Origin of the sequence: Alitabrizicola rongguiensis, assembly GCF_021491355.1 — a bacterium.
Taxonomy (GTDB): Bacteria; Pseudomonadota; Alphaproteobacteria; order Rhodobacterales; family Rhodobacteraceae; genus Aliitabrizicola; species Aliitabrizicola rongguiensis.
The window spans coordinates 115,834-139,511 of the sequence record NZ_JAKENF010000001.1 but is presented as its reverse complement, the minus strand read 5'-3'; the positions used below and the strand labels follow the sequence as shown (position 1 = coordinate 139,511).

General features: G+C 64.8%; 26 protein-coding genes. 21 read left to right on the top strand and 5 right to left on the bottom strand.

Annotated elements, in window-relative coordinates; all coding sequences use genetic code 11:
• Nucleotides 1-45 precede the first annotated feature (45 nt).
• The gene (gene htpX, locus L0V05_RS00670) at nucleotides 46-951 is read left to right on the top strand and encodes a zinc metalloprotease HtpX (protein WP_234867391.1); all 906 of its coding nucleotides are present in this window, start codon (nucleotides 46-48) and stop codon (nucleotides 949-951) included.
• Between the two features lie 65 nt (nucleotides 952-1,016).
• Entirely contained in the window at nucleotides 1,017-2,045 is a 1,029-nt protein-coding gene (gene ruvB / locus L0V05_RS00665; RefSeq protein WP_234867389.1) for a Holliday junction branch migration DNA helicase RuvB, read from the top strand.
• Here the strand turns inward: ruvB and L0V05_RS00660 are convergent.
• On the bottom strand, nucleotides 2,042-3,034 hold the full coding sequence (locus L0V05_RS00660) for a helix-turn-helix transcriptional regulator (RefSeq protein WP_234867386.1): 993 nt from the start codon (nucleotides 3,032-3,034) through the stop codon (nucleotides 2,042-2,044). The two genes, ruvB and L0V05_RS00660, sit on opposite strands and share 4 nt — an antisense overlap.
• Nucleotides 3,035-3,164: 130 nt before the next feature.
• On the opposite strand from L0V05_RS00660, the gene L0V05_RS00655 reads away from it, so the two are divergent.
• The 3 genes from L0V05_RS00655 to L0V05_RS00645 all read left to right on the top strand — a co-directional run bounded on the left by L0V05_RS00655 (nucleotide 3,165) and on the right by L0V05_RS00645 (nucleotide 4,654).
• Nucleotides 3,165-3,575 carry a hypothetical protein gene (locus L0V05_RS00655; protein ID WP_234867384.1) on the top strand — a complete coding sequence of 137 codons (411 nt, stop codon included), beginning with the start codon at nucleotides 3,165-3,167 and terminating at the stop codon, nucleotides 3,573-3,575.
• Between the two features lie 152 nt (nucleotides 3,576-3,727).
• Nucleotides 3,728-3,934 carry a hypothetical protein gene (locus tag L0V05_RS00650; protein WP_234867382.1) on the top strand — a complete coding sequence of 69 codons (207 nt, stop codon included), beginning with the start codon at nucleotides 3,728-3,730 and terminating at the stop codon, nucleotides 3,932-3,934.
• An 84-nt stretch (nucleotides 3,935-4,018) separates the two neighbouring features.
• Entirely contained in the window at nucleotides 4,019-4,654 is a 636-nt protein-coding gene (locus L0V05_RS00645; RefSeq protein ID WP_234867380.1) for a DUF2927 domain-containing protein, read from the top strand.
• Here the strand turns inward: L0V05_RS00645 and L0V05_RS00640 are convergent.
• Together L0V05_RS00640 and L0V05_RS00635 are read right to left on the bottom strand one after the other, a co-directional pair.
• The gene (locus L0V05_RS00640) at nucleotides 4,651-5,115 is read right to left on the bottom strand and encodes a CreA family protein (protein WP_234867378.1); all 465 of its coding nucleotides are present in this window, start codon (nucleotides 5,113-5,115) and stop codon (nucleotides 4,651-4,653) included. The two genes, L0V05_RS00645 and L0V05_RS00640, sit on opposite strands and share 4 nt — an antisense overlap.
• A gap of 73 nt (nucleotides 5,116-5,188) precedes the next feature.
• Entirely contained in the window at nucleotides 5,189-5,395 is a 207-nt protein-coding gene (locus L0V05_RS00635) for a sulfotransferase (RefSeq protein WP_234869165.1), read from the bottom strand.
• Between the two features lie 155 nt (nucleotides 5,396-5,550).
• Here L0V05_RS00635 and L0V05_RS00630 point away from each other — a divergent pair, with 155 nt between their 5' ends.
• From L0V05_RS00630 to folD, 15 genes are all read left to right on the top strand, one after another.
• Nucleotides 5,551-6,147, top strand: coding sequence for a nitroreductase family protein (locus L0V05_RS00630; RefSeq protein ID WP_234867376.1), 597 nt, complete (start codon nucleotides 5,551-5,553; stop codon nucleotides 6,145-6,147).
• Nucleotides 6,148-6,210: 63 nt separating this feature from the next.
• The gene (gene ybgC / locus L0V05_RS00625) at nucleotides 6,211-6,624 is read left to right on the top strand and encodes a tol-pal system-associated acyl-CoA thioesterase (protein ID WP_234867374.1); all 414 of its coding nucleotides are present in this window, start codon (nucleotides 6,211-6,213) and stop codon (nucleotides 6,622-6,624) included.
• Nucleotides 6,625-6,792: 168 nt separating this feature from the next.
• Nucleotides 6,793-7,491, top strand: a complete 699-nt coding sequence (tolQ, locus tag L0V05_RS00620) for a protein TolQ (RefSeq protein ID WP_234867372.1) — start codon at nucleotides 6,793-6,795, stop codon at nucleotides 7,489-7,491.
• Between the two features lies 1 nt (nucleotide 7,492).
• Nucleotides 7,493-7,987 (top strand): protein TolR, encoded by a 495-nt coding sequence (tolR, locus tag L0V05_RS00615; protein ID WP_234867370.1) that lies wholly within the window; start codon nucleotides 7,493-7,495, stop codon nucleotides 7,985-7,987.
• Between the two features lie 13 nt (nucleotides 7,988-8,000).
• The gene (locus L0V05_RS00610; RefSeq protein ID WP_234867367.1) at nucleotides 8,001-9,203 is read left to right on the top strand and encodes a cell envelope biogenesis protein TolA; all 1,203 of its coding nucleotides are present in this window, start codon (nucleotides 8,001-8,003) and stop codon (nucleotides 9,201-9,203) included.
• The gene (gene tolB / locus L0V05_RS00605) at nucleotides 9,200-10,537 is read left to right on the top strand and encodes a Tol-Pal system beta propeller repeat protein TolB (protein WP_234867365.1); all 1,338 of its coding nucleotides are present in this window, start codon (nucleotides 9,200-9,202) and stop codon (nucleotides 10,535-10,537) included. The genes L0V05_RS00610 and tolB overlap by 4 nt, the downstream gene beginning before the upstream one ends.
• A 100-nt stretch (nucleotides 10,538-10,637) precedes the next feature.
• Nucleotides 10,638-11,171, top strand: coding sequence for a peptidoglycan-associated lipoprotein Pal (pal, locus tag L0V05_RS00600; protein ID WP_234867363.1), 534 nt, complete (start codon nucleotides 10,638-10,640; stop codon nucleotides 11,169-11,171).
• Nucleotides 11,172-11,196: 25 nt separating this feature from the next.
• On the top strand, nucleotides 11,197-12,036 hold the full coding sequence (gene ybgF, locus L0V05_RS00595) for a tol-pal system protein YbgF (protein WP_234867361.1): 840 nt from the start codon (nucleotides 11,197-11,199) through the stop codon (nucleotides 12,034-12,036).
• Nucleotides 12,033-13,256, top strand: coding sequence for a tRNA lysidine(34) synthetase TilS (tilS, locus tag L0V05_RS00590; protein ID WP_234867359.1), 1,224 nt, complete (start codon nucleotides 12,033-12,035; stop codon nucleotides 13,254-13,256). The genes ybgF and tilS overlap by 4 nt, the downstream gene beginning before the upstream one ends.
• 76 nt (nucleotides 13,257-13,332) lie before the next feature.
• Complete coding sequence (ftsH, locus tag L0V05_RS00585) at nucleotides 13,333-15,246, top strand: ATP-dependent zinc metalloprotease FtsH (protein WP_234867357.1); 1,914 nt, start codon at nucleotides 13,333-13,335, stop codon at nucleotides 15,244-15,246.
• A gap of 16 nt (nucleotides 15,247-15,262) precedes the next feature.
• Nucleotides 15,263-16,033, top strand: a complete 771-nt coding sequence (locus tag L0V05_RS00580; protein ID WP_234867355.1) for a methyltransferase domain-containing protein — start codon at nucleotides 15,263-15,265, stop codon at nucleotides 16,031-16,033.
• Between the two features lie 3 nt (nucleotides 16,034-16,036).
• On the top strand, nucleotides 16,037-16,636 hold the full coding sequence (locus L0V05_RS00575; protein WP_234867352.1) for an MOSC domain-containing protein: 600 nt from the start codon (nucleotides 16,037-16,039) through the stop codon (nucleotides 16,634-16,636).
• Nucleotides 16,637-16,809: 173 nt separating this feature from the next.
• Nucleotides 16,810-18,486 (top strand): formate--tetrahydrofolate ligase, encoded by a 1,677-nt coding sequence (locus L0V05_RS00570; RefSeq protein ID WP_234867350.1) that lies wholly within the window; start codon nucleotides 16,810-16,812, stop codon nucleotides 18,484-18,486.
• Between the two features lie 70 nt (nucleotides 18,487-18,556).
• Nucleotides 18,557-18,871 carry a chorismate mutase gene (locus tag L0V05_RS00565; protein WP_234867348.1) on the top strand — a complete coding sequence of 105 codons (315 nt, stop codon included), beginning with the start codon at nucleotides 18,557-18,559 and terminating at the stop codon, nucleotides 18,869-18,871.
• Nucleotides 18,872-19,762 carry a bifunctional methylenetetrahydrofolate dehydrogenase/methenyltetrahydrofolate cyclohydrolase FolD gene (gene folD / locus L0V05_RS00560; RefSeq protein WP_234867345.1) on the top strand — a complete coding sequence of 297 codons (891 nt, stop codon included), beginning with the start codon at nucleotides 18,872-18,874 and terminating at the stop codon, nucleotides 19,760-19,762. It abuts the gene before it with no gap.
• Between the two features lie 82 nt (nucleotides 19,763-19,844).
• Here folD and pdeM read toward each other — a convergent pair whose 3' ends face one another.
• Both pdeM and L0V05_RS00550 read right to left on the bottom strand, forming a co-directional pair.
• Nucleotides 19,845-20,495 carry a ligase-associated DNA damage response endonuclease PdeM gene (gene pdeM / locus L0V05_RS00555; protein WP_234867343.1) on the bottom strand — a complete coding sequence of 217 codons (651 nt, stop codon included), beginning with the start codon at nucleotides 20,493-20,495 and terminating at the stop codon, nucleotides 19,845-19,847.
• A gap of 27 nt (nucleotides 20,496-20,522) precedes the next feature.
• The gene (locus L0V05_RS00550) at nucleotides 20,523-22,925 is read right to left on the bottom strand and encodes a ligase-associated DNA damage response DEXH box helicase (RefSeq protein WP_234867341.1); all 2,403 of its coding nucleotides are present in this window, start codon (nucleotides 22,923-22,925) and stop codon (nucleotides 20,523-20,525) included.
• A gap of 96 nt (nucleotides 22,926-23,021) precedes the next feature.
• On the opposite strand from L0V05_RS00550, the gene L0V05_RS00545 reads away from it, so the two are divergent.
• Entirely contained in the window at nucleotides 23,022-23,672 is a 651-nt protein-coding gene (locus L0V05_RS00545) for a hypothetical protein (RefSeq protein WP_234867338.1), read from the top strand.
• Nucleotides 23,673-23,678 lie beyond the last annotated feature (6 nt).

Sequence of the window (23,678 nt, the reverse complement as noted above, 5' to 3'; positions counted from 1 at the left end):
TGTCGTCGCCATATCACCTGTTTGGACGGCAGGCCGGAGGGGCAGATGGGTTACGTCAAGACAGCGATCCTGATGGCGGCGATGACCGCCCTGTTCATGGTGGTCGGCGGCATGATCGGCGGGCGCAGCGGTGCCGGGGTTGCGCTGGTGATGGCCGGCGCGATGAACCTCTTCGCCTGGTGGAACTCGGACAAGGCAGTGCTGCGGACCTATGGCGCTAGGGAAGTGGACATGCAAAGCGCGCCGGAGTTTGTCGGGCTGGTGAGGGAACTGGCCGACAGGGCAGGGCTGCCGATGCCGAAGGTCTACATCATCCAGTCCGACCAGCCCAATGCCTTTGCCACCGGCCGCAACCCGCAGAACGCCGCCGTCGCGGCTTCAACCGGGCTATTGTCGCGCCTCAGCCGGGAAGAGATCGCAGGGGTGATGGCGCATGAACTGGCCCATATCAAGCATCGCGACACGCTGATCATGACTGTCACGGCGACTTTTGCCGGGGCGATTTCCTGGCTGGCGAACATGGCATTCTGGTTCGGCGGCAACCGCAATCGCGAGGGCGGACTGCTCGGCTCTCTGGCGATCATGATCCTCGCGCCCCTGGCGGCGGGCCTTGTACAGATGGCGATCAGCCGATCGCGCGAATACGAGGCCGACCGCATCGGCGCGGGCATCTGCGGCCAGCCGCTGTGGCTTGCCTCGGCGCTCGGCAAGATCGACCGCATGGCACATGCGATCGACTATCCGACAGCCGAGCGCAACCCGGCCAGCGCCCATATGTTCATTATCAACCCGCTGCATGCCCATGCCCGTGATCGGCTGTTCGCGACCCATCCCTCGACCGCGAACCGGATTGCGGCATTGCAGGAACTGGCGCGGTCGATGCCCCGCGAGGAGTTTGCGCCCAGCCGCATCCCGACGACCCGGCGCGATGCGGACGGCCCCTGGGGCTGACGCGGCGCCCCTTGCATTGACACTCGCGTTCGGGGATTGTTCTGCCTGATCCAACCGGCGAAACCATGTCCGAACCCGATCCGACCCTGCGTCCCGACCGCTTGCCCGAAGACGCCGACCGCGCCCTGCGGCCGCAGCTTCTGGAGGAATTCATCGGACAGGCCGACGCCCGGGCCAACCTGCGTGTCTTCATTGAAAGTGCCCGGATGCGTGGCGAGGCGATGGATCACACGCTGTTCCACGGTCCGCCGGGGCTGGGAAAGACCACGCTCGCGCAGATCATGGCGCGGGAACTGGGGGTAGGGTTCCGGATGACCTCTGGACCTGTCCTGGCCAAGGCTGGCGACCTTGCAGCGATCCTGACCAATCTCGAGCCCCGCGACGTACTCTTCATCGACGAGATCCATCGCCTTTCGCCGGTGGTCGAGGAAGTGCTCTATCCGGCGATGGAGGATTTCGCGCTCGATCTGGTGATCGGCGAGGGTCCCGCAGCGCGGACCGTACGGATTGACCTGCCGCCCTTCACTCTGGTCGGTGCAACCACGCGACTTGGTCTGCTGACCACACCATTGCGCGACCGCTTTGGCATTCCGACCCGCCTGCAGTTCTATACCGAGGATGAACTGAACGAGATCGTCACCCGTGGCGCACGCCTGCTGGGGGTGCAGGCCGATGCGGGTGGTTGCCGCGAGATTGCGCGTCGGGCCCGAGGCACGCCGCGCATCGCCGGGCGCCTTTTGCGCCGGGTCGTCGATTTCGCGCTGGTCGAAGAAGGCGGGCGGGTCAGCCGTGCGCTGGCAGATCGGGCCCTGACGCGCCTCGGGGTCGATCATCTGGGCCTGGACGGTGCCGACCGCCGGTATCTGACGCTTTTGGCCGAGAACTATGGCGGCGGTCCCGTGGGCGTCGAGACCATTGCGGCGGCCCTGTCGGAAAGCCGGGATGCGATCGAGGAAGTGATCGAGCCCTATCTGCTTCAACAGGGGCTGCTTCTGCGCACTCCGCGGGGCCGGATGCTCGGGGCTAAGGCCTGGCGCCATCTGGGCCTCGAAGCGCCCAAGGTGCCGGGACAGGCGGACCTTTTCGACGGCTAGTGAGCCAGCGCGGGTATGTTCGAACTCGAGGCGCGCGGAAGGCTTCGATCCTGTAAACGGCCGGCTTGCCGGTTCCTCGATGGCAGGTTGCCGAACCGATCACGGTAGGACCGTGGGAAACGCCCAAGGTGGTTGAACCCCGACAACAACGCGATGTCGGTGACCGAAGGCACCGGCATCGCGCCCTTCAGCATCAGATGCGCATGTTCCAGCCTGAGGCGCGTGAGATAGGCGTGGGGCGAACGTCCGTATTGGCGCCGGAACAGATCCTGCAACTGCCGCAGACTGATGCCGATTTCCTCGGCGAGGGACCGCATGGTGAAATCTTCTGATAAGCGCTCGCGCATGAGGACTTCGGCCCGCTGAAGGACCGCCTGTGCCCCTCGCATCAGGCCACCTACGGCGGGAGACGAGGCGATTTCAGCGAGGGCTCCTTCCAACAGGTTCTGCGCAGCGGGAAGCAGGGTGTTCAGGATCATGGGGTCCGCCTGGCGCGCGATGACTCGTGCCGTGGCGGCAGCTTTGGCAAGGTCGTCGATCTCGGATGTCCTCAGCACCCTTGCGCCGACTGATGGCAGACGTCGGGCGGATGCCGGCATGGTCAGTGTGATCGCCTCGAACCTCTCCTCGGACGACCTGTTGACGACGGTGCGCCGCCGCCCGGGCGGAAGTATCATCGCTTCGCCCGGGCGGGCTGTCAGATCAAACGCGTCTGTGGCGCTCATCACCTTTCCTCGAAGCGGAAAGAGGACTGTCAGCGCGCTGCCATCCTCCAGCCCGACTTCGTGCCCGGTGCTTCTGACTACCGAAAATCCGACCGATCCCCCGTTCCGCAACAGGATCTTCGTCGCGGCATGGCCGGATTCGGCGTCGCTCAGATCGAAGTAGTGGATACGCTCGAAAAAACCGCTGCCGCCGCCACTGCGGCTTGGGCCAAGCACGCGGTTGCTCCATCCGAGATCGGGCGCCACGCAACGGGATGAAATCATCGACCGAACTCCGCGCAAATCGGATAGCGCGCCATGGCTGCGCAACTACAATTTCGTTTCAAAGTACGGGAAAATCCTCTTGGCAGCAACCGCTTACGCCAAGACCTATCATGAGGTCAAAGGGACACCCATGCGTCCGTCGAGCCCCGAACGCCGGAGTTTCCTGATCTGGGGGGCAGTCCTTGCTCTCTCCGGGCCGGCCCTTGCGCAATCTGTCGAACGCATAAGGTTCGGAAAAGGCGCCGACAATGCCTCGGTACAGGGCGCCGTCAAGGGAGGCAGCTACCGAGACTACCTTCTTTCGGCGAGGGCCGACCAGACGATGAATGTGGCGCTGGTGACAGAGGGCAGTGCCTACTTCAACATCATGCCGCCCGGAGCGACCTACGAGGCGATCTACAACGCGTCGATCGATGGCAATTCCGCCGTCGGCGTCCGCTTGCCTCGTTCCGGAGACTACCGGATCCGGGTCTATCTGATGGGGGCGGACGATTCCGATCGGAAGACCATTCCCTTCACCCTGTCGGTCACCATCACGTGACCCTTGCCTAGCCGGAGTTCACCTACCGCCAACCGAACGAAGAAAGGAACGACATGAACGCCCTTTGCCTTGGTCTCGCCCTTGCTGCCTTAGCCGGGCTTTCCGCCTGCGTGGAATCCGAAACCTCAGGGTCTTCCACCGACGCCCTGCGCATGGCACCCGCCTCTGACGAGAGCGCCTGCCTTGGTGCGGTTGCGGCGCAGACGGGCAATACGGTGACCGTGCTGAGTTCGCAAACGTCCGAGGCCAACAACATGGTGATGGTTGGGGTCGGGCCAGACCGCGCACCGTGGAAATGCTTGATCAACGGAGGAGCGGTCGTGGAGGTCATGTCCATGACAAATGAAGGGACGCTCTGATCCGGAACCGGCATCTTGGCGGGGAAGCGAGGCCTCGCTAAGACCTTCCGGCGGCGCGACCGAGTGCCGCCGGAAGGATAGTTCATGGCCGACACGATTATGAGCAACACCCTTGCGGGGCTGTTTACCCGCTCAGATGGAAGCTACCTGTTCTCACGATGGGGACGTCCCATCGCGCCGGTCGTGTTTGGCGTCGAGGACGCGACCCTCCGTGTCGTGAAGGGCGCATTCGAGGCGGTTGCCGCCCTCGCCGGCCTTCCGATGGCCGAGACCGATCCCGAGCTTGGCGTCAACCTGATGGTCTTCTTCATCCGTGACTGGGCCGAACTGCTGGAGGTGCCCGATCTGGATCGGCTGATCCCGAATTTGCGTTCGCTCTGCAGCCGGCTGACAAAGGACGAGGCGAACCAGTACCGCCATTTCCGTTTCGACCGGGACGGCGCAATCAAGGCCGCCTTCGTTTTCCTACGGATGGATGCTCACCTCTCCGAGACGTCAGTCGAGACGCTCGCCTTGGCCCAGGCGGTGCATACGGTGCTGCTTTGGTCCGACCAGGCCTTCGGCCGCCAGTCACCGCTCGCCCAGTCCGGCGGAACTGTCATCCTGAGACCCGAAATCGCTGCGGTGATCCGGGCAGCTTACGATCCCGTCCTGCCCAAGGTCGCGCGCGATCCGAGCCATGCCTTGCGACTCGCGGCGCGACTGCCGCGCGCCAACTAGTTCTGCGGCACCTGCACCGTCGAGATCGACATCTTGCCCGACCCTTGGGTCAATTCGCTGGCATGGGCAAGATAGACCAGAGTGTGGTTCGTCTTGTCATAGATCCGTGTGACCTTGATCGTCTTGAAGATCAGCGATCGGCTCTCCGAGAACACGTCTTCGCCGCTTGAGCTTTCGTCGATGTCGCCCAGAACGATCGGGCCGGTCTGGCTGCAATCGATGGCGGAATAGGAAGGGTCCTCGAACCAGTTCCCCTGCTGAAGCCGGTCAATCAGCGAGCGGTCGAAATAGGCGACGTGGCAGGTCACGCCCTGCACCTTCGGATCGGGGATAGCCTCGATCACGATGTCGTTGCCGACCCAGTCCACTCCGACGCGACCGACCTCCTGGGCGCCACTCATTGACGGCAAGACGGTTCCCAGCACCATGGCCCCGGAGAGGAGTGTTGAGCGGAGCGTCATGGCATGCCCTTTCGTTTGGCGACGTCTTCGGACTTAGGAAACCTCGCCTCCGGCACAAGGGCAAGATCCCAGATCAGGCCAGTCCACCTGTGAGACAGACCCGCCGAACTCCTCCGTCAGGTCGACATCCCCGCCATCTGCAAGCGCCTGCCCTTGCAGGACCTGTTCCCGGATTGGCAAAGCCTTCCTTCATTTGGCGGCAAGGGCCAAAGCCCGGGGTCTCGAGGGCATCCTTCAGCGCTGTCGTTCCTGTTCGTCCGAAACCTGACCCCAAGACCATCAGCGACATGGTTGTATCCCTCGGTAATCTGGCTGCCGGATCAGCCGACTTGTGCATTTCTGTGCAGGTCGTTCTGCGGGTGCGAAGGTTGAAAGGATCGGCTGAGAGTTCAATCTTCAAAGTGAACAGTTTAGTTTGCCTTGGAGGCTAGAGCAATGAACGCGCTGTCTTTTTCAACCCGGAGCCCGGATCACCCCGTCGACCCCGTCTTCGTCGAGCGTTGGTCTCCGCGCGCTTTCGGCGATGCGCCGATCAGCGAGTCCGAATTGCTGGGCCTTCTCGAGGCTGCCCGTTGGGCGCCCTCGGCGGCCAACGTGCAGCCCTGGCGGTTTGTGGTTGCGCTGCGCGGCGAGCCTGCCTTCGATCGAATTGTCGAGACCTTGTCCGGCAATAATCGGCTGTGGGCCGGCAATGCCGCAGCGCTTGTCATCTTTGCGTCGGTCACCACGGCGGTCTGGCCCGGGGCGAGCGAACCTGCGCCGAACGGACTCCATGCATTTGATACCGGCGCCGCTTGGGCGTCGTTTGCGATCCAGGCCCGCAAGGAGGGCTGGCATACTCACGGCATGGCCGGGTTTGACCGCGAAGCTCTCGCCGCGACGATCCGGCTGCCCGCGGATCACGCCATCAATGCCGTGGTGGCGATTGGCGAACTCGGTGACCCGGCGACGCTGCCGGAGGCTCTTCGTGCCCGCGAAGTGCCGAGCCAGCGCCGCCCGTTGAGCGAGACAGTCCTTCGCGGATCCTTCTGAGCCTGCGCTTGCATTTTGGCGGCATCGGCCTGTAGCAGGGGGTGTAACTTCCCCGAGGGTCCGATGCCGCATCGATTTCCCGTCCGCGTGTATTACGAAGACACAGACCTGGCAGGGATCGTCTACTACGCCAACTACCTGAAATTCATCGAGCGCGGCCGTACCGAATGGGTGCGCAGCCTTGGCATCGACCAGACCCGTCTGCGCGACGAGGAAGGTCTGGTCTTTGCCGTCCGCCGGGTCGAGGCCGACTATCTGCTGGCGGCCCGTTTCGATGACGAATTGGTCGTGGAGACGGAGTTTCTGAGCTTTACCGGCGCGCGGATCGTCCTTCGACAGACGGTTTTTCGGGGCGACGAACGACTGTTCGAAGCCGAGGTGACGCTGGTCGCCATCACCCGGGATGGACGCGCGGCCCGCGTTCCCAAGGCTCTGGCAAGGCAACTTGTCTCGGGCGATCACAGCTCTGCGACATAATCTTTCACTTCGCCGCGTTGCGGCATAACGATCTTGCCATTTGTGAGCCAATGCGGGCGCCGCGCCGCGCATAAACGCAGATGTGTTGGCATTCCCTCTGGAAACCGGCTAGAATCACATGCAATGAGCCGCCGAAAAAAGAACGCGGCCAACCCACGAGCAGGTTCGATGGATACCCAAACCCTTGCGACGGCGCAGGAGATCGACTTCTCCATGCTCGCCCTTTTCGCCCGCGCGACCCTAACTGTGAAGATCGTGATGATCATGCTGATCGTCGCGTCCTTCTGGTCGTGGGCGATCATCATCCAACGCCATATCATCTTCCGCAAGGCACGGGCCGAGGCCGCGATCTTCGACCGGTCCTTCTGGTCGGGCGAGCCGCTGGACGAGCTTTTCGAGAATATCGGCCCAAATCCCGAAGGCGCGAGCGAGAAGATCTTTGCCGCCGGAATGCTGGAATGGCGTCGCAGCCACAGGCAGGACGGGGCGCTGATCGCCGGCGCGCAGTCACGGATCGACCGGTCGATGGACGTCGCGATCTCGAAGGAAAGCGAATACCTCAACGCCGGTCTGAGTTTCCTTGCGACCGTCGGCTCGACGGCACCCTTCATTGGCCTCTTCGGCACCGTCTGGGGGATCAAGCACAGCTTCGAGCAGATCGCGATCAGCCAGAACACCAACCTTGCCGTCGTGGCCCCGGGCATCGCCGAAGCGCTGATGGCGACGGCGGTCGGCCTCGTGGCCGCCATTCCGGCTGTCGTCTTCTACAACAAGCTGAACGCCGACAGCGAGCGGATCATCTCGGGCTACGAAGCTTTCGCAGACGAGTTCGCCACCATTCTGTCCCGTCAACTGGACGCCGACTGAGATGGGCGCGGGGGTCGTCAAGGGCAAAGGGGCGAGCGGGCGTCGAGGCCGCCGCCGGCGCGGTTCGAGCGCCGCGATGTCGGACATCAACATCACGCCCTTCGTGGACGTGATGCTTGTTCTGCTCATCATCTTCATGGTGGCGGCCCCGATGCTGACGGTTGGCGTTCCGGTCGAACTGCCCGATACGGCGGCGACTGCACTTCCGACCGAGCAGGAAGAGCCGCTGTCGATCACCATCAAGGCCGACGGCGGGCTTGCGCTGCAGACGACCGATGTCGCGGACGCGGACCTGATCCCGAAGCTCCAGGCAATCTCCGCCGAGCGGACGAGCGACAAGATCTTCCTGCGGGCTGACGGATCGGTGCCGTATCAGCGTGTGGCGCAGGTCATGGGGGCGCTGAATGCCGGTGGCTTCCGGAACATCGGTCTGGTGACGGATTCCGACGGCCCGACGTTCAACGGCGGGTCGGGCAACGGCGGTTCGGGCGGCTGAGGGCCCGGCGCGGATGAACACGGGGCAGATCATCTCGGGTATCGGGCACGGCGTGCTGATCCTGTGGGTGCTGGTGGGCGGGTTCTTCTCGACCCCGCCGGATGCCCCTGCTGTCGCCGTGACCGAAGTATCGCTGATGTCGAACTCAGAGTTCGACGCGATGATGGCTGCCCAGCCCGACAAGCCCAAGGCCGAGTCCCCCGAGCAAAAGCCGGCGAAGACCGAGACCGAAACGACAACCACGCCCAAGACCTCGCCCAAGCCCAAGGCGCCGCCAAAGCCCAAGGCCGAGCCGGAGCCCAAGCCCGACGAGAACCCGGACGTGACCGAGATCGCGCCCTTGCCGGTGCCGGACGAAGTTGTTGCGCCCGAGCCCCTGGCGCCGATCACGGACCAGGAGCAGCCTGTCGTCGTGCCGCCGACAACCGCACCGCCGAAGCCGAAGAAAGCCGACCGTGTCGCGCCTCTCCCCGCCGACAAGCCGGCCCCTGATGCCGAACTGGCCGAAACGCCCACGCCAGCCGAGACGCCGAAGGAAAGCCCCGACGCGCAGGTGGTCGAGGAGCCGAAGAAGGCCGCCGCGCCGGAAGAGGCGACCACCGAGATCAACCCCGACGCCGTTGAGACCAACGAGCCGCAACAGCTTGCGCCGACGGCCAGCATATTGCCGCGCCAGCGTCCCGAGAAGCCCGCCAAGGCCGCCGAACCGCCGAAGGAAACCACCGAAGCGCCGACCGAGACCGCCACCGCCGCAGACAATTCCGCCGAGGAGCAGGCGGCTGCGACCGAGGATGCGGCGGACCAATCGGCGATTGACGACGCGCTGGCATCGGCCCTGACCGAGGATGCGCCAGCCGAGACTGGTGGCAGTTCCGGTGGCGGTTCGTCGGGTCCGCCGATGACCGGGGCCGAGAAAGACGCGTTGCGTGTCGCTGTGCAGAAATGCTGGAACGTCGGATCGCTGTCTTCCGAAGCGCTGAACACGACCGTGACGGTCAGTGTCTCGGTCGGACAGAACCGGATGCCGGATGCGAGCTCGATCCAGATGATCGGTTATGAGGGCGGTAGCGATGCCAGTGCCCGTCAGGCCTTCGAGGCCGCCCGGCGCGCCATCATCCGCTGCGGAGCCTCGGGTTTTCCTTTGCCCGCTGACAAGTACGACGAGTGGAAGAACATCGAAATGACCTTCAACCCGGACAAGATGAGGATCAAATGACCCTTTTGAAACAGCTGACCTTGCCGGTCGCGCTGGCGATGGGGCTGGTGGCTGGGTTTGGCCTGCCTGTGCTCGCCCAGGACGGCCCGCTGCGTATCGACATCACCGAAGGTGTGATCGAGCCTATGCCGATCGCCGTGCCTCAGTTCATCGCCGAGAATGCCGCGGCAGCCGAGCTTGCGGCCAACATCTCGGCGGTCGTTGCAGCCGATCTGGAAGGAACGGGCCTGTTCCGCACCATTCCCTCCAACGCCTTCATCTCGAACGTGACGAGCTTCGACGCTCCGGTCACCTATGCCGACTGGAAGGCGATCAACGCGCAGGCGCTGGTCACAGGTGCGGTCAGCGCCAGCGGCGACCGAGTGGTGGTCAAGTTCCGCCTGTTCGACGTCTTCTCGGAACAGCCGATGGGCGAGGGTCTGCAATTCGCCGGTTCCGCTTCGGGATGGCGACGGATGGCGCACAAGGTTGCCGATCAGGTCTATAGCCGGATCACGGGCGAGGGCGGCTATTTCGACACCCGCGTGGTCTATGTCTCGGAATCCGGTCCCAAGGACAACCGCCTGAAGCGTCTGGCGATCATGGATTACGACGGCGCCAATGCGCAGTACCTGACCGACAGCTCGACCATCGTGCTGGCGCCGCGCTTCTCGCCCGACGGCAACTCGATCCTGTTCACCTCGTTCCAGAGCGGTTTCCCGCGCATCTACATGATGAACCTCGGGAACATGCAGGCGCGGGCCTTGCAGGAACAACAGGGCACGATGACTTTCGCGCCGCGCTTTGCCCCGGATGGCCGCACGATCGCCTTCTCGCTGGAGCAGGGCGGGAATACCGACGTGTTCCTTATGGACAGCAAATCTGGCAACTCGCAGCGACTGACCACCGCGCCGTCGATCGAGAACGCGCCATCCTATTCGCCGGACGGATCGCAGATCGTCTTTGAAAGCGACCGGTCAGGCACGCAGCAACTCTACGTCATGCCAGCGGGTGGCGGCGAGCCGGTGCGTATCAGCTTCGGTCCCGGCCGTTACGGCACACCGGTCTGGTCGCCCCGCGGCGACTACATCGCCTTCACCAAGCAGCACCAAGGCCGGTTCCACATCGGCGTCATGCGCATCGACGGCTCGGAAGAACGTCTGCTGACTTCGTCGTTCCTCGACGAAGGCCCGACCTGGGCGCCGAACGGCCGCGTCATCATGTTCACCCGGCAGGGGGCAGGCGCGAATGGCGAACCGGCGCTCTACACGGTCGACATCTCGGGCCGGAACCTCCGGAAGGTAAACACCACGACCCCGGCTTCCGACCCGTCCTGGTCGCCGCTTCTGCCCTGACCAAACGCGCGCCGCCCTGGTTTGCAGGGCGGCGCGAACACTGTTATTCTTTCGCCCATCGAGCAAATTCCGAACCAAGAAGAGCAAGAAGGAAGTCCCCATGTCGATCTTTCCGAAGGTGCTGCTGATCGTCGCGGCGCTGAGTCTCGCGGCCTGCAACAATCCCAACCGCTATGCCAATGGTGCTGGTGGCGCGGGTGGCGCCGGTGGGGTAGGCGGCGCGGGTGGTATCGGCTCGTCTGCTCTTGGCGATCCGAACGATCCGAGATCTGTGGCCTATTTCAACCAGCGCGTCGGCGACCGCGTGCTGTTCGCCGTGGACCAGAGCACGCTCAGCGACGCGGCCCGCATGACGCTGAACGGTCAGGCCACCTGGCTGAAGTCCAACCCGGACTATGCCATCATTATCGAAGGTCACGCCGACGAACAAGGAACGCGTGAGTATAACCTCGCACTTGGCGCCCGTCGCGCCAGCTCGGTTCAGGATTACCTGATTTCCCAAGGCGTCGCGCCCAGCCGGATGCGCACCGTGTCCTACGGCAAGGAACGCCCGATCGCCGTCTGCTCGGAAGAAAGCTGCTTCGCGCAGAACCGCCGCGCGGTGACCGTCCTGCAGATGGGCGGCGGAGCGTAAGTCCGGATTGCGGGAGTAGCCATCGATGCGCCGCCTGATCGCCGTCCTGGTTCTTGTGCTGCTGCCGGTTCCGGCACTGGCGCAAGACCGCACGCAAACGCTCGCCGACATCCGGGCCGAGTTGAACACGTTGACTGCGGATGTGAACTCGCTGAAGGCCGAGCTGACGGCATCTGGGGCATCCAACCCGAACGTGGCGGGCGGGTCGGCCCTCCAACGCATGGATGCGATTGAAGCGGCGCTTGCAGAGCTCACCTCGAAGACCGAGGAACTGCAGAACCGCATCAACCGGGTCGTCACCGATGGCACCAACCGCATCGGGGATCTCGAATTCCGCGTGACCGAACTCGAAGGCGGTGACGTCAGCAAGCTGGGCGATACCGCTCCGCTCGGGGGCCAGGCCGCAGCAACGGTCGGTGCGGCTGCCGCAACGTCGGACCCTGCGGCACAGGCCGGTTCTGCCGATCCTGCGCCCGATCTTGCGGTCAACGAAAAGGCAGACTTCGACCGAGCCAAGGGGGTGCTCGGTCAGGGTGACTTTCGAGCCGCCGCGGACCAGCTTAAGACCTTTACCGAAACCTACCCGGGCAGCCCCCTGAGTGCAGAGGCGCTGCTTCTGCGGGGCGATGCGCTGACCCAGCTCGGGGACATCCCGAATGCGGCGCGCTCCTATCTCGAAAGCTTCTCGGGCACCCCGAACGGCAGCTTCGCGCCTGATGCGCTGCTGCGCCTTGGCCAGAGCCTTGGTACCCTTGGTCAGACGCCCGAGGCCTGTGTGACGCTGAAAGAGGTTGGTGCTCGTTTCCCGGGAACCGAGCAGGCCTCGCAGGCTACGGTCTCGCTGCAGGGCATGGCCTGCCAGTGACGGACACTCTGCCCGACAGGGTGGCGCGCTTTTTCGGCCCGGCGGAAACGCCGGGCCTTGCCGTTTCGGGGGGCGGGGACTCGGTCGCGCTCCTTTGCCTCGCGGTCCAGGCGGGTCTACGTCCAGTCGCCGTGACGGTTGATCACGGCCTGCGTCCCGAGGCGGCGGCAGAGGCGGACTGGGTCGCGGGCCTCTGCGATCGGCTGGGTGTGCCACATACCGTGCTGTGCTGGCAGGGCTGGGACCGCACCGGCAACCTGCAGGACGAAGCGCGCCGGGCGCGGCTGCGGCTGATCTCTGATTGGGCGAAGGGCAGGGGCCTTTCCAGCGTCGCCCTTGCCCATACGCGCGACGACCAGGCTGAGACCGTGGTGATGCGCCTTGCACGGCGTGCCGGGGTGGATGGGCTTTCGGCCATGTCGCCGCGGAGACATCACCTGGGCATCACCTGGGCAAGGCCGCTTCTCGATGTCGGGCGAGAGGAACTCCGAGACTACCTCCGGGCTAGGGGACAGGGCTGGATCGAGGACCCGTCGAACGAAGCGCTGCGCTTCGATCGGGTGAGGGCGCGGCGGGCGCTAACGGTTCTGGGGCAACTCGGCATCACATCTGAGGTCCTTGCCGATGTCGCGCGCCAGATGCAGTCAGCCCGCCAGGCACTGGAGCGGCTAACGGCCGACGTCGCGCGCGGGGCGATGCGGGCCGATCGGGCTGACGTCGTCCTTTCGCCTGCCGCGCTGGCCGAGCAGACCGACGAGATCGCGCGGCGCCTGTTGCTGGCAACGATCTCGTTTGTCGCTCCGGCAGATTATCCGCCGCGCTCCGGGCAGGTCATGGGGCTTCTCTCGACACTTCGGCAGGGGCGCACCGCGACACTGGCCGGCTGCCGCTTCCTTCGCCATGAAGGCGGGATCCGCGCGGTTCGCGAGGCGAAGGCAGTGGGGCCTGCGGCAGTTCCCGGTGCGATCTGGGACCGGCGGTGGCGGGTGGAGGGACCTGTAAAGCCGGGCGTCGAGGTGCGGGCCCTTGGCGCGCAGGGGCTGGCGCATTGCCCCGATTGGCGGGCCTCCGGTCTGCCCCGCCCGGCACTTCTGGCGTCCCCCGCGATCTGGTCCGGGACAGAGCTTGTCGCCGCTCCGCTTGCTCGGGCCGAGGCGGAATGGCGCGCAGAGCCCGTCAGGGGGACTGCCGACCTGCAACTTTTGCCGTTATCGCATTGAACGCCCCGTCGATATGTCTATCTTATGTGTCAACGCTGCAGCCCGCGTCGCTGCATGGCGGTTTGGGAGTTTATTCGTGGGCAATGCACGAAACATCGCGTTCTGGGTCGTCCTCTTCCTTCTGATCCTGGCGCTCTTCAATCTATTCAGCGGAAGTCAGGCGACGGTGTCGTCGCGGTCGATTTCCTATTCGGATTTCATCGCCAAGGTGGATGCGGGCGATATCTCCGGTGTCACGCTTGATGGCGAACGGATCCTGATCCGTACCAAGGACGGCAACCAGCTCGTTTCGGTGAAGCCGACGGGCGAGAATGTCGCCGATCGGCTGATCGCCAAGAATGTCGAAGTCCGGGTCGAGCCGCAGGAACAGTCGGGCTTCTTCAGCCTGCTGTCACTCTGGCTGCCCTTCCTCGTCCTGATCGGCATCTGGATTTTCTTCATGAACCGGATGCAGGGCGGGGGCCGCGGTGGCGCCATGGGCTTTGGCAAGAGCCGGGCCAAGCTGCTGACCGAGAAGCATGGTCGTGTGACCTTCGATGATGTTGCCGGCATCGACGAGGCCAAGGAAGAGCTTGAGGAAATCGTCGAATTCCTGCGCAACCCGCAAAAATTCAGCCGTCTCGGCGGCAAAATCCCGAAAGGGGCGCTGCTTGTCGGTCCGCCCGGCACGGGTAAGACGCTGCTCGCCCGCGCCATTGCAGGCGAGGCTGGCGTGCCGTTCTTTACCATCTCGGGCTCGGACTTCGTGGAGATGTTCGTCGGTGTGGGTGCGTCCCGCGTCCGCGACATGTTCGAACAGGCCAAGAAAAACGCCCCCTGCATCGTCTTCATCGACGAGATCGACGCCGTGGGCCGTGCGCGCGGCGTGGGCATTGGCGGTGGCAACGACGAGCGTGAACAGACGCTGAACCAGCTTCTGGTCGAGATGGACGGTTTCGAGGCGAACGAGGGCGTGATCATCGTCGCGGCGACCAACCGCAAGGACGTGCTCGACCCGGCGCTGCTGCGTCCCGGCCGCTTCGACCGGACGATCCACGTGCCGAACCCCGACATCAAGGGCCGCGAGAAGATCCTCAACGTCCATGCCCGCAAGGTTCCGCTCGGGCCCGACGTCGACCTGCGCCTGATCGCGCGCGGCACGCCGGGCTTCTCGGGCGCCGACCTCATGAACCTCGTCAACGAGGCGGCGCTGCTGGCTGCGCGCGTCGGGCGGCGGTTCGTGACGATGGTCGATTTCGAGAATGCCAAGGACAAGGTCATGATGGGCGCCGAGCGCCGCAGCATGGTGCTGACCGCCGACCAGAAGGAAAAGACCGCCTATCACGAGGCCGGTCACGCCATCGTCGGCCTCAGCCTGCCGAAATGCGATCCGGTCTACAAGGCCACGATCATCCCGCGCGGCGGTGCGCTTGGCATGGTGGTCAGCCTGCCCGAGATGGACCGGTTGAACATGCACAAGGACGAGGGCAAGCAGAAGATCGCCATGACCATGGCCGGCAAGGCGGCCGAGATCATCAAGTATGGCGAGGAAGGCGTTTCGTCTGGCCCCGCAGGGGACATCCAGCAGGCCAGCTCGCTGGCTCGCGCGATGGTGATGCACTGGGGCATGTCGGACTCGGTCGGCAACATCGATTACTCCGAAGCCCATGCCGGCTATCAGGGCAATACGCCCGGCTTCTCGGTCTCGGCCCATACCAAGGAGTTGATCGAGGCCGAGGTGAAGCGGCTGATCGACGAAGGTTATGAGACGGCGCGGAAGATCCTTCTGGAGAAATCCGAGGAGTTCGAGCGGCTCGCCAAGGGTCTTCTGGAATACGAAACGCTGACCGGCGACGAGATCCAGAAGGTGATCCGCGGCGAGGCGCTTGGCGGTGGCGACGATGCCGACGCGCCTCCGGCCGGAGGCAATGCGCCTAGCCTTGTCTCGATCCCGAAGACCAAGCCGAAGGCCCCGCGTTCGGGTGGGCTAGAACCCGAGCCCTCTGCCTGAAGCCGGATCGCTGGCGATGAACGACTGGAACCCCGAGACCTATGCCAGGTTTCGGGGTTTGCGTTTGCGCCCTGCGCTTGACCTCCTGGCGCAGGTCGGGGCACTGCCTGATGGTCCGGTGGTTGATCTGGGCTGCGGCAACGGCGCCGTGGCCGAGGCGCTGGCGGCCCGCTGGCCAGATCACGAGCGCATCGGGATAGACACCTCGCCCGCTATGCTGGCGAAGGCCGCGGATACGGGCTGTTACCATCGCCTGTCCGAGGCGGATGCAGCGCTATGGCAACCTGACAAGCCGCCCGCGCTGATCTTCTCCAATGCTGCGCTGCAATGGCTGAGTGGGCATGAGCTTCTGTTGCCGCGGCTTGCGCGGCTGCTGGCACCGGGTGGCTGGCTCGCTATCCAGATGCCGCGCCAGTACGATGCGCCGTCGCATCGGCTGATGCGCGACCTCGCGGAAAAGTTGCATCCCCGCCGGTTCTCTTTCGCCGGTTGGCAACCGCCCGTCTGGTCGGCCGAGGCCTATTGGCAGATGCTGGCGCCGCTCGGGCGGGTCAATCTCTGGGAGACCGAGTATCTCCAGAATCTCGACATGACAGAGAGCGGTCACCCCGTGCGCCGCTTCACCGAAAGCACAGGGATGCGGCCCTTCGTCGAGGCGATGTCGGTCGAGGAAGCCGACGCCTTTGTTGCCGCATACGATGCTGCACTGTCCGAGGCTTATCCACTTGCGCCTGATGGCAGCGTGCTGTTTCCCTTCCGGCGGTTGTTCATCACGCTGGAGGTCTGACCGATGCCTGCCCTGATCCCCACCCGGTTCACCGGGCGCATCGTCTGGCTGGGGACAGTGCCGGACCGGGATGCTGCACTGGCCTCGACGCCGCGCGAGACGCTTGCCGTCTCCTTCGGCGGTCCAGAGGAGGAATCACATGGCGGCCTGACGCGGTCGTCCTGCAGCCGCGTCACCTCGCAGTATCCGAGGGGTACCGAGATACGGAATACTCGCCAGCTTTCAGTCTTGTCGCAGGAGGAGCTTGATGCCATCGCCGCAGAGATGGGGTTGCGCGCGCTTGATCCCGCTTTGGTCGGCGCAACGATGGTGATCGCCGGGATCCCTGATTTCAGTCGCGTTCCGCCCTCGGCGCGTCTTCAGGGCGAGGGCGGCGCAACCATCGTCGTGGACATGGAGAACCGGCCCTGCACTCTGCCGGCCCGTCCGATCGAAAACGCGCATCCGGGCTTTGGCAAGGCGTTCAAGCCCTCCGCTGCCGGGCGGCGCGGGATCACCGCCTGGGTCGAGCGCGAGGGCACCTTCCGCCTGGGTGAAGCCATTCGTCTGCACGTCCCCGATCAGCCTGTTTGGGCGCATTACGACGAGGCACGCGACGTCTGATCGTTGGAATGAAAGTTCCGCTTGCGGAATTTTCTCTCTGATCATTCCAGACTTTCCGATCGGAAACAGCCTCTGGCGGAATTTGGGGCCGAGAGGTCGGAAAACGCCTTCCGCGTCGCAAACGGGCCGCTATCACCGTGGCCAAGGGCAAGGGCCCGCCAGGGAGACTGTTCATGGCCGTGAAGACCGATATCGAAATTGCGCGTGAAGCCAAGAAAAAGCCGATCCAGGAAATCGGATCGAAGCTGGGCATTCCGCAGGAACACCTGCTCCCCTACGGCCACGACAAGGCCAAGATCGGGCAGGACTTCATCAAGTCGCTTGAAGGCAAGCCGGACGGCAAGCTGATCCTCGTGACCGCGATCAACCCGACCCCGGCGGGCGAGGGCAAGACGACAACGACCGTGGGTCTGGGCGACGGCTTGAACCGCATCGGCAAGAAGGCGGTCGTCTGCATCCGCGAAGCCTCGCTTGGCCCGAACTTCGGCATGAAGGGTGGCGCGGCCGGCGGCGGCTATGCCCAGGTCGTCCCGATGGAGGAGATGAACCTTCACTTCACCGGCGACTTCCACGCGATCACGTCCGCCCACAACCTGCTGTCGGCGATGATCGACAACCACATCTACTGGGGCAACGAGCTTGGCGTCGACGAGCGCCGCGTGGTGTGGCGCCGGGTGATGGACATGAATGACCGCGCGCTGCGCGACATCGTCGTCTCGCTCGGCGGCGTCTCGAACGGCTTCCCGCGCCAGACCGGTTTCGACATCACCGTGGCATCGGAAGTCATGGCGATCCTGTGTCTGTCGAAGGACCTCAAGGACCTGCAGAAGCGTCTGGGCGATATCGTCGTGGCCTATACCCGCGACAAGAAGCCGATCTACTGCCGGGACATCAAGGCAGACGGCGCGATGACGGTGCTTCTGAAGGACGCGATGCAGCCGAACCTCGTGCAGACGCTGGAAAACAACCCGGCCTTCGTGCATGGCGGCCCCTTCGCCAACATCGCCCACGGCTGCAACTCGGTCATCGCGACGACGACCGCGCTGAAGCTCGGCGAGTATGTGGTCACCGAAGCCGGCTTCGGCGCCGACCTGGGTGCCGAGAAGTTCTTCGACATCAAGTGCCGCAAGGCCGGGCTGAAGCCGGCCGCCGCGGTGATCGTGGCGACCGTCCGTGCGATGAAGATGAACGGCGGCGTCGCCAAGGCTGACCTTGGTGCCGAGAACGTCGATGCCGTGAAGAAAGGCTGCCCGAACCTCGGCCGCCACATCGCCAACGTGAAATCCTTCGGCGTGCCGGTCGTGGTGGCGATCAACCATTTCTATTCGGACACCGATGCCGAGATCCAGGCGGTGAAGGACTATGTCGCGGCGCAAGGCGCCGAGGCGATCCTTTGCAAGCACTGGGCCCAAGGCTCGGCCGGGATCGAGGAACTGGCAAAGAAGGTGGTGCAGCTGGCGGAAAGCGGCGCGTCGCACTTCGCCCCGCTCTACCCGGACGAAATGCCGCTGTTCCAGAAGATCGAGACCATCGCCAAGCGGATCTACCACGCCGACGAGGTGCTGGCCGACAAGTCGATCCGCGACCAGCTGAAGGCTTGGGAAGCGGCGGGTTACGGTCACTTGCCGATCTGCATGGCCAAGACGCAGTACAGCTTCACCACCGATCCGAACGTCCGCGGCGCGCCGACGGGTCACTCGGTTCCGGTGCGCGAAGTGCGCCTCTCGGCAGGTGCCGGCTTCATCGTGGTCATCTGCGGCGAGATCATGACCATGCCGGGCCTGCCCAAGGTGCCGTCGGCCGAGGTGATCCGGCTGAACGAAGAGGGCAACGTCGAAGGGCTGTTCTGACAGCCTGTCGCGTTGCGTGATCGGGGCGTCCGCGCTAAGTGCAGGCGTCCCAGTCACAGTGAGAGCCGCGATGAAATCCCCTGCCGATTGCACCTCGATGGCCGATATCCGGGCCGAGATCGACCGGATCGACGAAACGCTGGTCGCCCTCTTTGCGGAGCGGGCGTCCTATATCGACCGGGCCGGGGAACTCAAGGCAACGCTCGGCCTGCCGGCGCGGATCACGCCCAGGGTCGAGGAGGTGGTGACCAACGTGCGCCGTCATGCTGTGACGCATGGCCTGCCGCCGGAACTGGTCGAAAAACTGTGGCGTCGGCTGATCGACTGGTCGATTGCCCGCGAGGAATCCGTGCTCGGGCCGGACTCGCTCAGAGGGGACAAGTGAATGACGGCGACGATCATCGACGGGAAAGCGTTTGCGGCCAAGGTGCGGGGCGAAGTGGCGGCCCATGTGGCGCGGCTGAAGGAAGAGCACGGGATCACGCCTGGCCTCGCCGTGGTGCTGGTGGGCGAAGACCCTGCGAGCCAGGTCTATGTCCGCAACAAGGGCACCCAGACGCTCGAGGTCGGCATGGCGAGCTTCGAGCACAAGCTGCCCGCCGAGACCTCGGAAGCCGACCTGCTGGCGCTGATCGCCAACCTCAACGCCGATCCGGCGGTGCACGGCATCCTGGTGCAGCTGCCACTGCCGAAGCACCTCGACAGCGATCTGGTCATCAACGCCATCGACCCGGCGAAGGATGTGGATGGGTTCCATATCTCGAACGTGGGCCTTCTTGGCACCGGGCAGAAGTCGATGGTGCCCTGTACGCCGCTTGGCTGCCTGATGATGCTGCGCGACCATCATGGCTCGCTCGCCGGGCTGAACGCGGTGGTGGTCGGGCGGTCGAACATCGTCGGCAAGCCGATGGCGCAGCTTCTACTGGGGGATAGCTGCACGGTGACTATTGCCCATTCCAGGACTAAGGACCTCGGGGCGGTCTGCCGGGGCGCGGATATCCTCGTGGCGGCGGTCGGCCGGCCCGAGATGATCCCGGGCGACTGGGTTAAGCCGGGCGCGACGGTGATCGACGTGGGCATCAACCGCATCGAGCGGGACGGCAAGGGCAAGCTGGTGGGCGACGTCGATTTCGGCAGCGCGGTGAAGGTCGCGGGCGCGATCACGCCGGTGCCGGGTGGGGTCGGGCCGATGACCATTGCCTGCCTGCTCGCCAACACTCTGACCGCCTGCTGCCGCGCGAACGGGCTGCCGGAGCCGGCTGGCCTGACGGCGTAAGGGGAAAGGGGCGCTGCCCCCTCTGGGCCTTCGGCCCATTCACCCTCGGGATACTTGGGCAAAAGAGACGGGCAGGACGCGGCTATCGCGGCATCGGCCGGACGAGGCAGCGCGTGCCGGTCAGGATGGCGAGCGCGGTCCGGTCCATGAGCGCAGTCAGCGCCGGGTCATGGCTGCGCAGGCCGCCCGTGTAGGCGCCATAGGCGGGCAGGATGATCCGGGTCGTGTCGATGAGAAAGCAGGGGCGGCTCTGTCCGGCGAGGCTGGCCTTGGGGTGGTAGTGGCCGGAGACCTCGCCTGTGGCTGGCGGCTCGGCGATGTGGCGGAAGGTGAGGGGGCCAAGCCGCAGTTCCGCTCGGTGTTCGCCGCCCAGGGTCAGTGGCGCGGGATCGTGGTTCCCGGCAATCCAGGTCCAGTCGCGCCCGGCCATCATGCGCAGGAGCCAGAGCGTTTCTTCTTCAGCCAGAGCCTCGGCGACCCCGCTATCGTCGAAGCTGTCGCCGAGGCAGACCACCCGCACCGCGCCCGTGGCCGCGAGGTCCGCATCAAGGCGGGCGAGGGTCTCGCGCGTCTCGTAGGGCGGCAGCAGCGCGCCGCCGCGTCGGGCGAGGCGTTCGGACTTGCCGAGATGCAGGTCGGAGACGCAGAGGAGGTTCTCTTCCGGCCAGAAAAGCGCACCGGAGGGAAAGGCGCGCAGGCGTTGTCCTGTGAAGGTGACGTCATGCCAGTTCATGCTTCGTTCATGCACCGGCGGGTGACATCAGGCAAGACCCGCTTCCTGCATGAGGCGCTCTGCCGCCACGGACATCAGGCGCTCGCGGCCGGCACCTTCGACCGGGATCTTGCCGGGCTCGAAGAACATCGGCGCGGCGAGGGGTGTGACCCGGTCGCGGCGGACAAGGTCGATGCGACCGCCGATGCGGGCAAGCATCGCCTCGATCCGCCCGAAATCGACCAAGCCGCGCATCGCCTCTTCGCGGGTGATCTTCAGCATGAGGTGGTCGGGGTCGTATTTGCGGAGCGTGTCGTAGAGGATGTCGGAGGAAAAGCTCGCTTGCCTCCCGGTCTTGCGACGGCCCTGGTGGCTGCGCTCGATCAGGCCGGCGACGATCGCCACGTTGCGGAAGGTACGCTTCATCACCGTGTTTCCCTGCAGCCAGGTTTCCAGCCCTTGCCGCAACAGGTCGGGATCGAAGAGCGGCGCGGGGTCAGTGACCGGGTCCAGCCCCCAGATCAGCGTGGCATAGTCGGTGGCGACGAAGCCGAGGGGGGCAAGGCCCATCTCCTCCATCCGCTTGGTCAGGAGCAACCCGAGCGTCTGCTGGCCGTTGCGGCCGGCGAACCCATAGACGGCGAGGTGTTCGCGCCCGTCATAGGGGAAGCTTTCCAGAAGCAGCCGGTCCTCGGTGGGCAGGCGCGAGACCTCGCGTTGCAGGGCCAGCCATTCGGCGGTGTGGCGGGGCAATTCGGGCCAACTCGGCTGGCGGAATATCTCGAGGATCCGGTGCGTCAGAAGAGTCGAGGTCGAGAATTTCGTGCCCATGAACACCGCGACGCGCGGGTCGCGGCCGGGCTGGCGGCTGACCTGCACGGTCATCTCCTGCAGGCTTTCGTAGCGCACGACCTCGCCGCCGATCAGGAAGGTGTCGCCAGGGGTCAGGGAGGCGGCGAAATCCTCCTCGACTTCACCAAGGGGGGAACCGCCGAAGCGGTTGTGGAGGCGCACCTTCAGGAGTTCGGTGTCGATGATCGTGCCGAGGTTCTGGCGGATCACTGCCGCCGCGCGCGGATCGCGGAGCTGCCAGCGGCCGTTCACCTGCATCAGCCGCTGCCAGCGGTCATAGGCACGCAGCGCATAGCCGCCGGTCGCCGTGAAGTCGAGACAGGCGTCGAAGGCGGGGCGGGTGAGGGCGGTATAGGGTCCTGCTGCTATGACTTCAGCGTAGAGGTCGTCGGCGTCGAAAGGACCGGCGCAGGCGGTGGCGAGGATGTGCTGGCACAGCACGTCGCGGGGGCCCGGGCCGCGAGGCTCGCCGTCGAGGTCGTGCTCGCGCACGGCATCGAGCGCGGCCTGGCATTCGACCACCTCGAAGCGGTTGGCGGGGACGAGCAGCGCCTTGGAGGGGGCGTTATAGCGGTGGTTGGCGCGACCGATGCGCTGGACGAGGCGCTTGACGTTCTTTGGCGCGCCGACCTGGATCACCAGGTCCACGTCACCCCAGTCGATACCGAGGTCGAGCGAGCCGGTGCAGACGACCGCGCGCAGGCGGCCCTCGACCATCGCCTGTTCCACCCGCTCACGCTGCTCGCGGGCGAGACTGCCGTGATGGATGCCGATCGGCAGATCATCGGAATTCTGCAACCACAGGGCGTGAAAGAAGATCTCGGCCTGGGCCCGTGTGTTGTGAAAGATCAAGGTGGTGCGGTGGCGTTTGACCTCGTCCAGGATCGCCGGGATGGCGTAGCGGCCACCGCCGCCAGACCACGGGGGCGGCTCCTCGGTCACCAGCATCGAAATGTCGGGCTCCGGCCCCGGATCGGCGAGCAGCACCGGGCAGGGGTCGGGGTTGCGGCCAAGGAAGCGGGCCAGCGCCGGCGGGTCCTCGACCGTGGCCGACAGGCCGACCCGGCGAAGGCCGGGGGCAAGGGTTTCCAGCCGAGAGAGGCTCAGCATCAGCTGGTCACCGCGCTTGCTTTCGGCAAGGGCGTGGATTTCGTCGACGATCACGCGGCGCAGGCCGACGAAGATGCGGGGGGCGTCCTCGTAGCTGAGCAGAAGGGCGAGGCTTTCCGGCGTGGTCAGCAGGATATGCGGCGGGTCGGCGCGCTGGCGGCGGCGTTGGGTATAGCTCGTGTCGCCGGTCCGGTCCTCGATCCGGATCGGCAGGCCCGCCCCTTCGACCGGCGTTCGCAGGTTGCGGCGGATGTCGGCGGCCAGCGCCTTCAGGGGGGAAATGTAAAGCGTGTGCAGGCCCTTGTGCCGGCCGTCGGCCAGCTCGGCGAGCGTGGGCAGGAAGCCCGCCAGGGTCTTGCCGCCACCCGTGGGTGCGATCAACAGAAGGGCCGGTTCGTCGCCCCGGTCGAGCATCGCCTGCTGGTGTGGATGCAGCGTCCATCCACGGGACGCGAACCATCGGGCAAGGGGGGCGGGAAGGTCGACCATTTCGAAGACGTATAGGGCGATGGGTCAGAACTCTACTGACTTCGAGGTGCTCAAACTCTAGGATCAAGCTGATGAGGTCTTGCCGGAGCAATCGCGATGGACAAGTTGGGAGTAGCGGCAACCATGCCTCGGGCAGATTCGGCCATTGCTGGGCCGCAGCGTTGTGTGCTCGCACTGGTCATGGCGGCAGTGCTTTCTTTTCCGTCGGCTCTGTTGGCCAAGTGCATCGACACGGAAGCAGGCCAAGTTCCACATCGTATCGTCTACCGGGATGGTACGGTCCAAACAAACGAGCGCGTCGACGGGCTACGATTTCATTATTCGGTGTTTACGAGCAACGGCCAGAGCCTGACAGCCGTGACCCATCTTGGCTTGTTCCCTATCGAGAACACATGGGATGAGGGCAGGAAGACGAACCGATATGTCTGGGACAGTGAACTACCATCTCGTGAAGCCCTCCGCGTGGGGACCGTCGTCCGACGGACTGGTCATATGGTCCATCCGGACAACAGCGAGACACCTGTGGAGATGGTTGTCGCAATTCTCAGGGAATCTGTCGTCGAGGTCGATGGTTGCAGGTACAGAGTATTCAAGGTCAGAACTCAGGTCGGCCCTAATCTCAGACCAGTAGTCATCGTGCTTAGGGACATGGACCCGCGAGGATTGTTCAATCTGAACGCAGACATTACTGAATATCGTGCTGACGGAGTACGCCAGACCGAGTATAGCGCGGTCAAGATTGATTGATTGCAG

Bases quoted from the DNA above. Each gene is read 5' to 3' on its own strand.
- tolR (WP_234867370.1), top strand. From the start codon at position 7,493: ATGGGCGCGGGGGTCGTCAAGGGCAAAGGGGCGAGCGGGCGTCGAGGC.
- ybgC (WP_234867374.1), top strand. From the start codon at position 6,211: ATGCCGCATCGATTTCCCGTCCGCGTGTATTACGAAGACACAGACCTG.
- tolQ (WP_234867372.1), top strand. From the start codon at position 6,793: ATGGATACCCAAACCCTTGCGACGGCGCAGGAGATCGACTTCTCCATG.
- L0V05_RS00650 (WP_234867382.1), top strand. From the start codon at position 3,728: ATGGCACCCGCCTCTGACGAGAGCGCCTGCCTTGGTGCGGTTGCGGCG.
- L0V05_RS00630 (WP_234867376.1), top strand. From the start codon at position 5,551: ATGAACGCGCTGTCTTTTTCAACCCGGAGCCCGGATCACCCCGTCGAC.
- folD (WP_234867345.1), top strand. From the start codon at position 18,872: ATGACGGCGACGATCATCGACGGGAAAGCGTTTGCGGCCAAGGTGCGG.
- L0V05_RS00580 (WP_234867355.1), top strand. From the start codon at position 15,263: ATGAACGACTGGAACCCCGAGACCTATGCCAGGTTTCGGGGTTTGCGT.
- L0V05_RS00575 (WP_234867352.1), top strand. From the start codon at position 16,037: ATGCCTGCCCTGATCCCCACCCGGTTCACCGGGCGCATCGTCTGGCTG.
- L0V05_RS00545 (WP_234867338.1), top strand. From the start codon at position 23,022: ATGGACAAGTTGGGAGTAGCGGCAACCATGCCTCGGGCAGATTCGGCC.
- L0V05_RS00635 (WP_234869165.1), bottom strand. From the start codon at position 5,395: ATGGTCTTGGGGTCAGGTTTCGGACGAACAGGAACGACAGCGCTGAAG.
- L0V05_RS00640 (WP_234867378.1), bottom strand. From the start codon at position 5,115: ATGACGCTCCGCTCAACACTCCTCTCCGGGGCCATGGTGCTGGGAACC.
- L0V05_RS00645 (WP_234867380.1), top strand. From the start codon at position 4,019: ATGGCCGACACGATTATGAGCAACACCCTTGCGGGGCTGTTTACCCGC.
- L0V05_RS00660 (WP_234867386.1), bottom strand. From the start codon at position 3,034: ATGATTTCATCCCGTTGCGTGGCGCCCGATCTCGGATGGAGCAACCGC.
- tolB (WP_234867365.1), top strand. From the start codon at position 9,200: ATGACCCTTTTGAAACAGCTGACCTTGCCGGTCGCGCTGGCGATGGGG.
- L0V05_RS00565 (WP_234867348.1), top strand. From the start codon at position 18,557: ATGAAATCCCCTGCCGATTGCACCTCGATGGCCGATATCCGGGCCGAG.
- ruvB (WP_234867389.1), top strand. From the start codon at position 1,017: ATGTCCGAACCCGATCCGACCCTGCGTCCCGACCGCTTGCCCGAAGAC.
- pdeM (WP_234867343.1), bottom strand. From the start codon at position 20,495: ATGAACTGGCATGACGTCACCTTCACAGGACAACGCCTGCGCGCCTTT.
- L0V05_RS00550 (WP_234867341.1), bottom strand. From the start codon at position 22,925: ATGGTCGACCTTCCCGCCCCCCTTGCCCGATGGTTCGCGTCCCGTGGA.
- htpX (WP_234867391.1), top strand. From the start codon at position 46: ATGGGTTACGTCAAGACAGCGATCCTGATGGCGGCGATGACCGCCCTG.
- L0V05_RS00570 (WP_234867350.1), top strand. From the start codon at position 16,810: ATGGCCGTGAAGACCGATATCGAAATTGCGCGTGAAGCCAAGAAAAAG.
- ybgF (WP_234867361.1), top strand. From the start codon at position 11,197: ATGCGCCGCCTGATCGCCGTCCTGGTTCTTGTGCTGCTGCCGGTTCCG.
- L0V05_RS00610 (WP_234867367.1), top strand. From the start codon at position 8,001: ATGAACACGGGGCAGATCATCTCGGGTATCGGGCACGGCGTGCTGATC.
- pal (WP_234867363.1), top strand. From the start codon at position 10,638: ATGTCGATCTTTCCGAAGGTGCTGCTGATCGTCGCGGCGCTGAGTCTC.
- L0V05_RS00655 (WP_234867384.1), top strand. From the start codon at position 3,165: ATGCGTCCGTCGAGCCCCGAACGCCGGAGTTTCCTGATCTGGGGGGCA.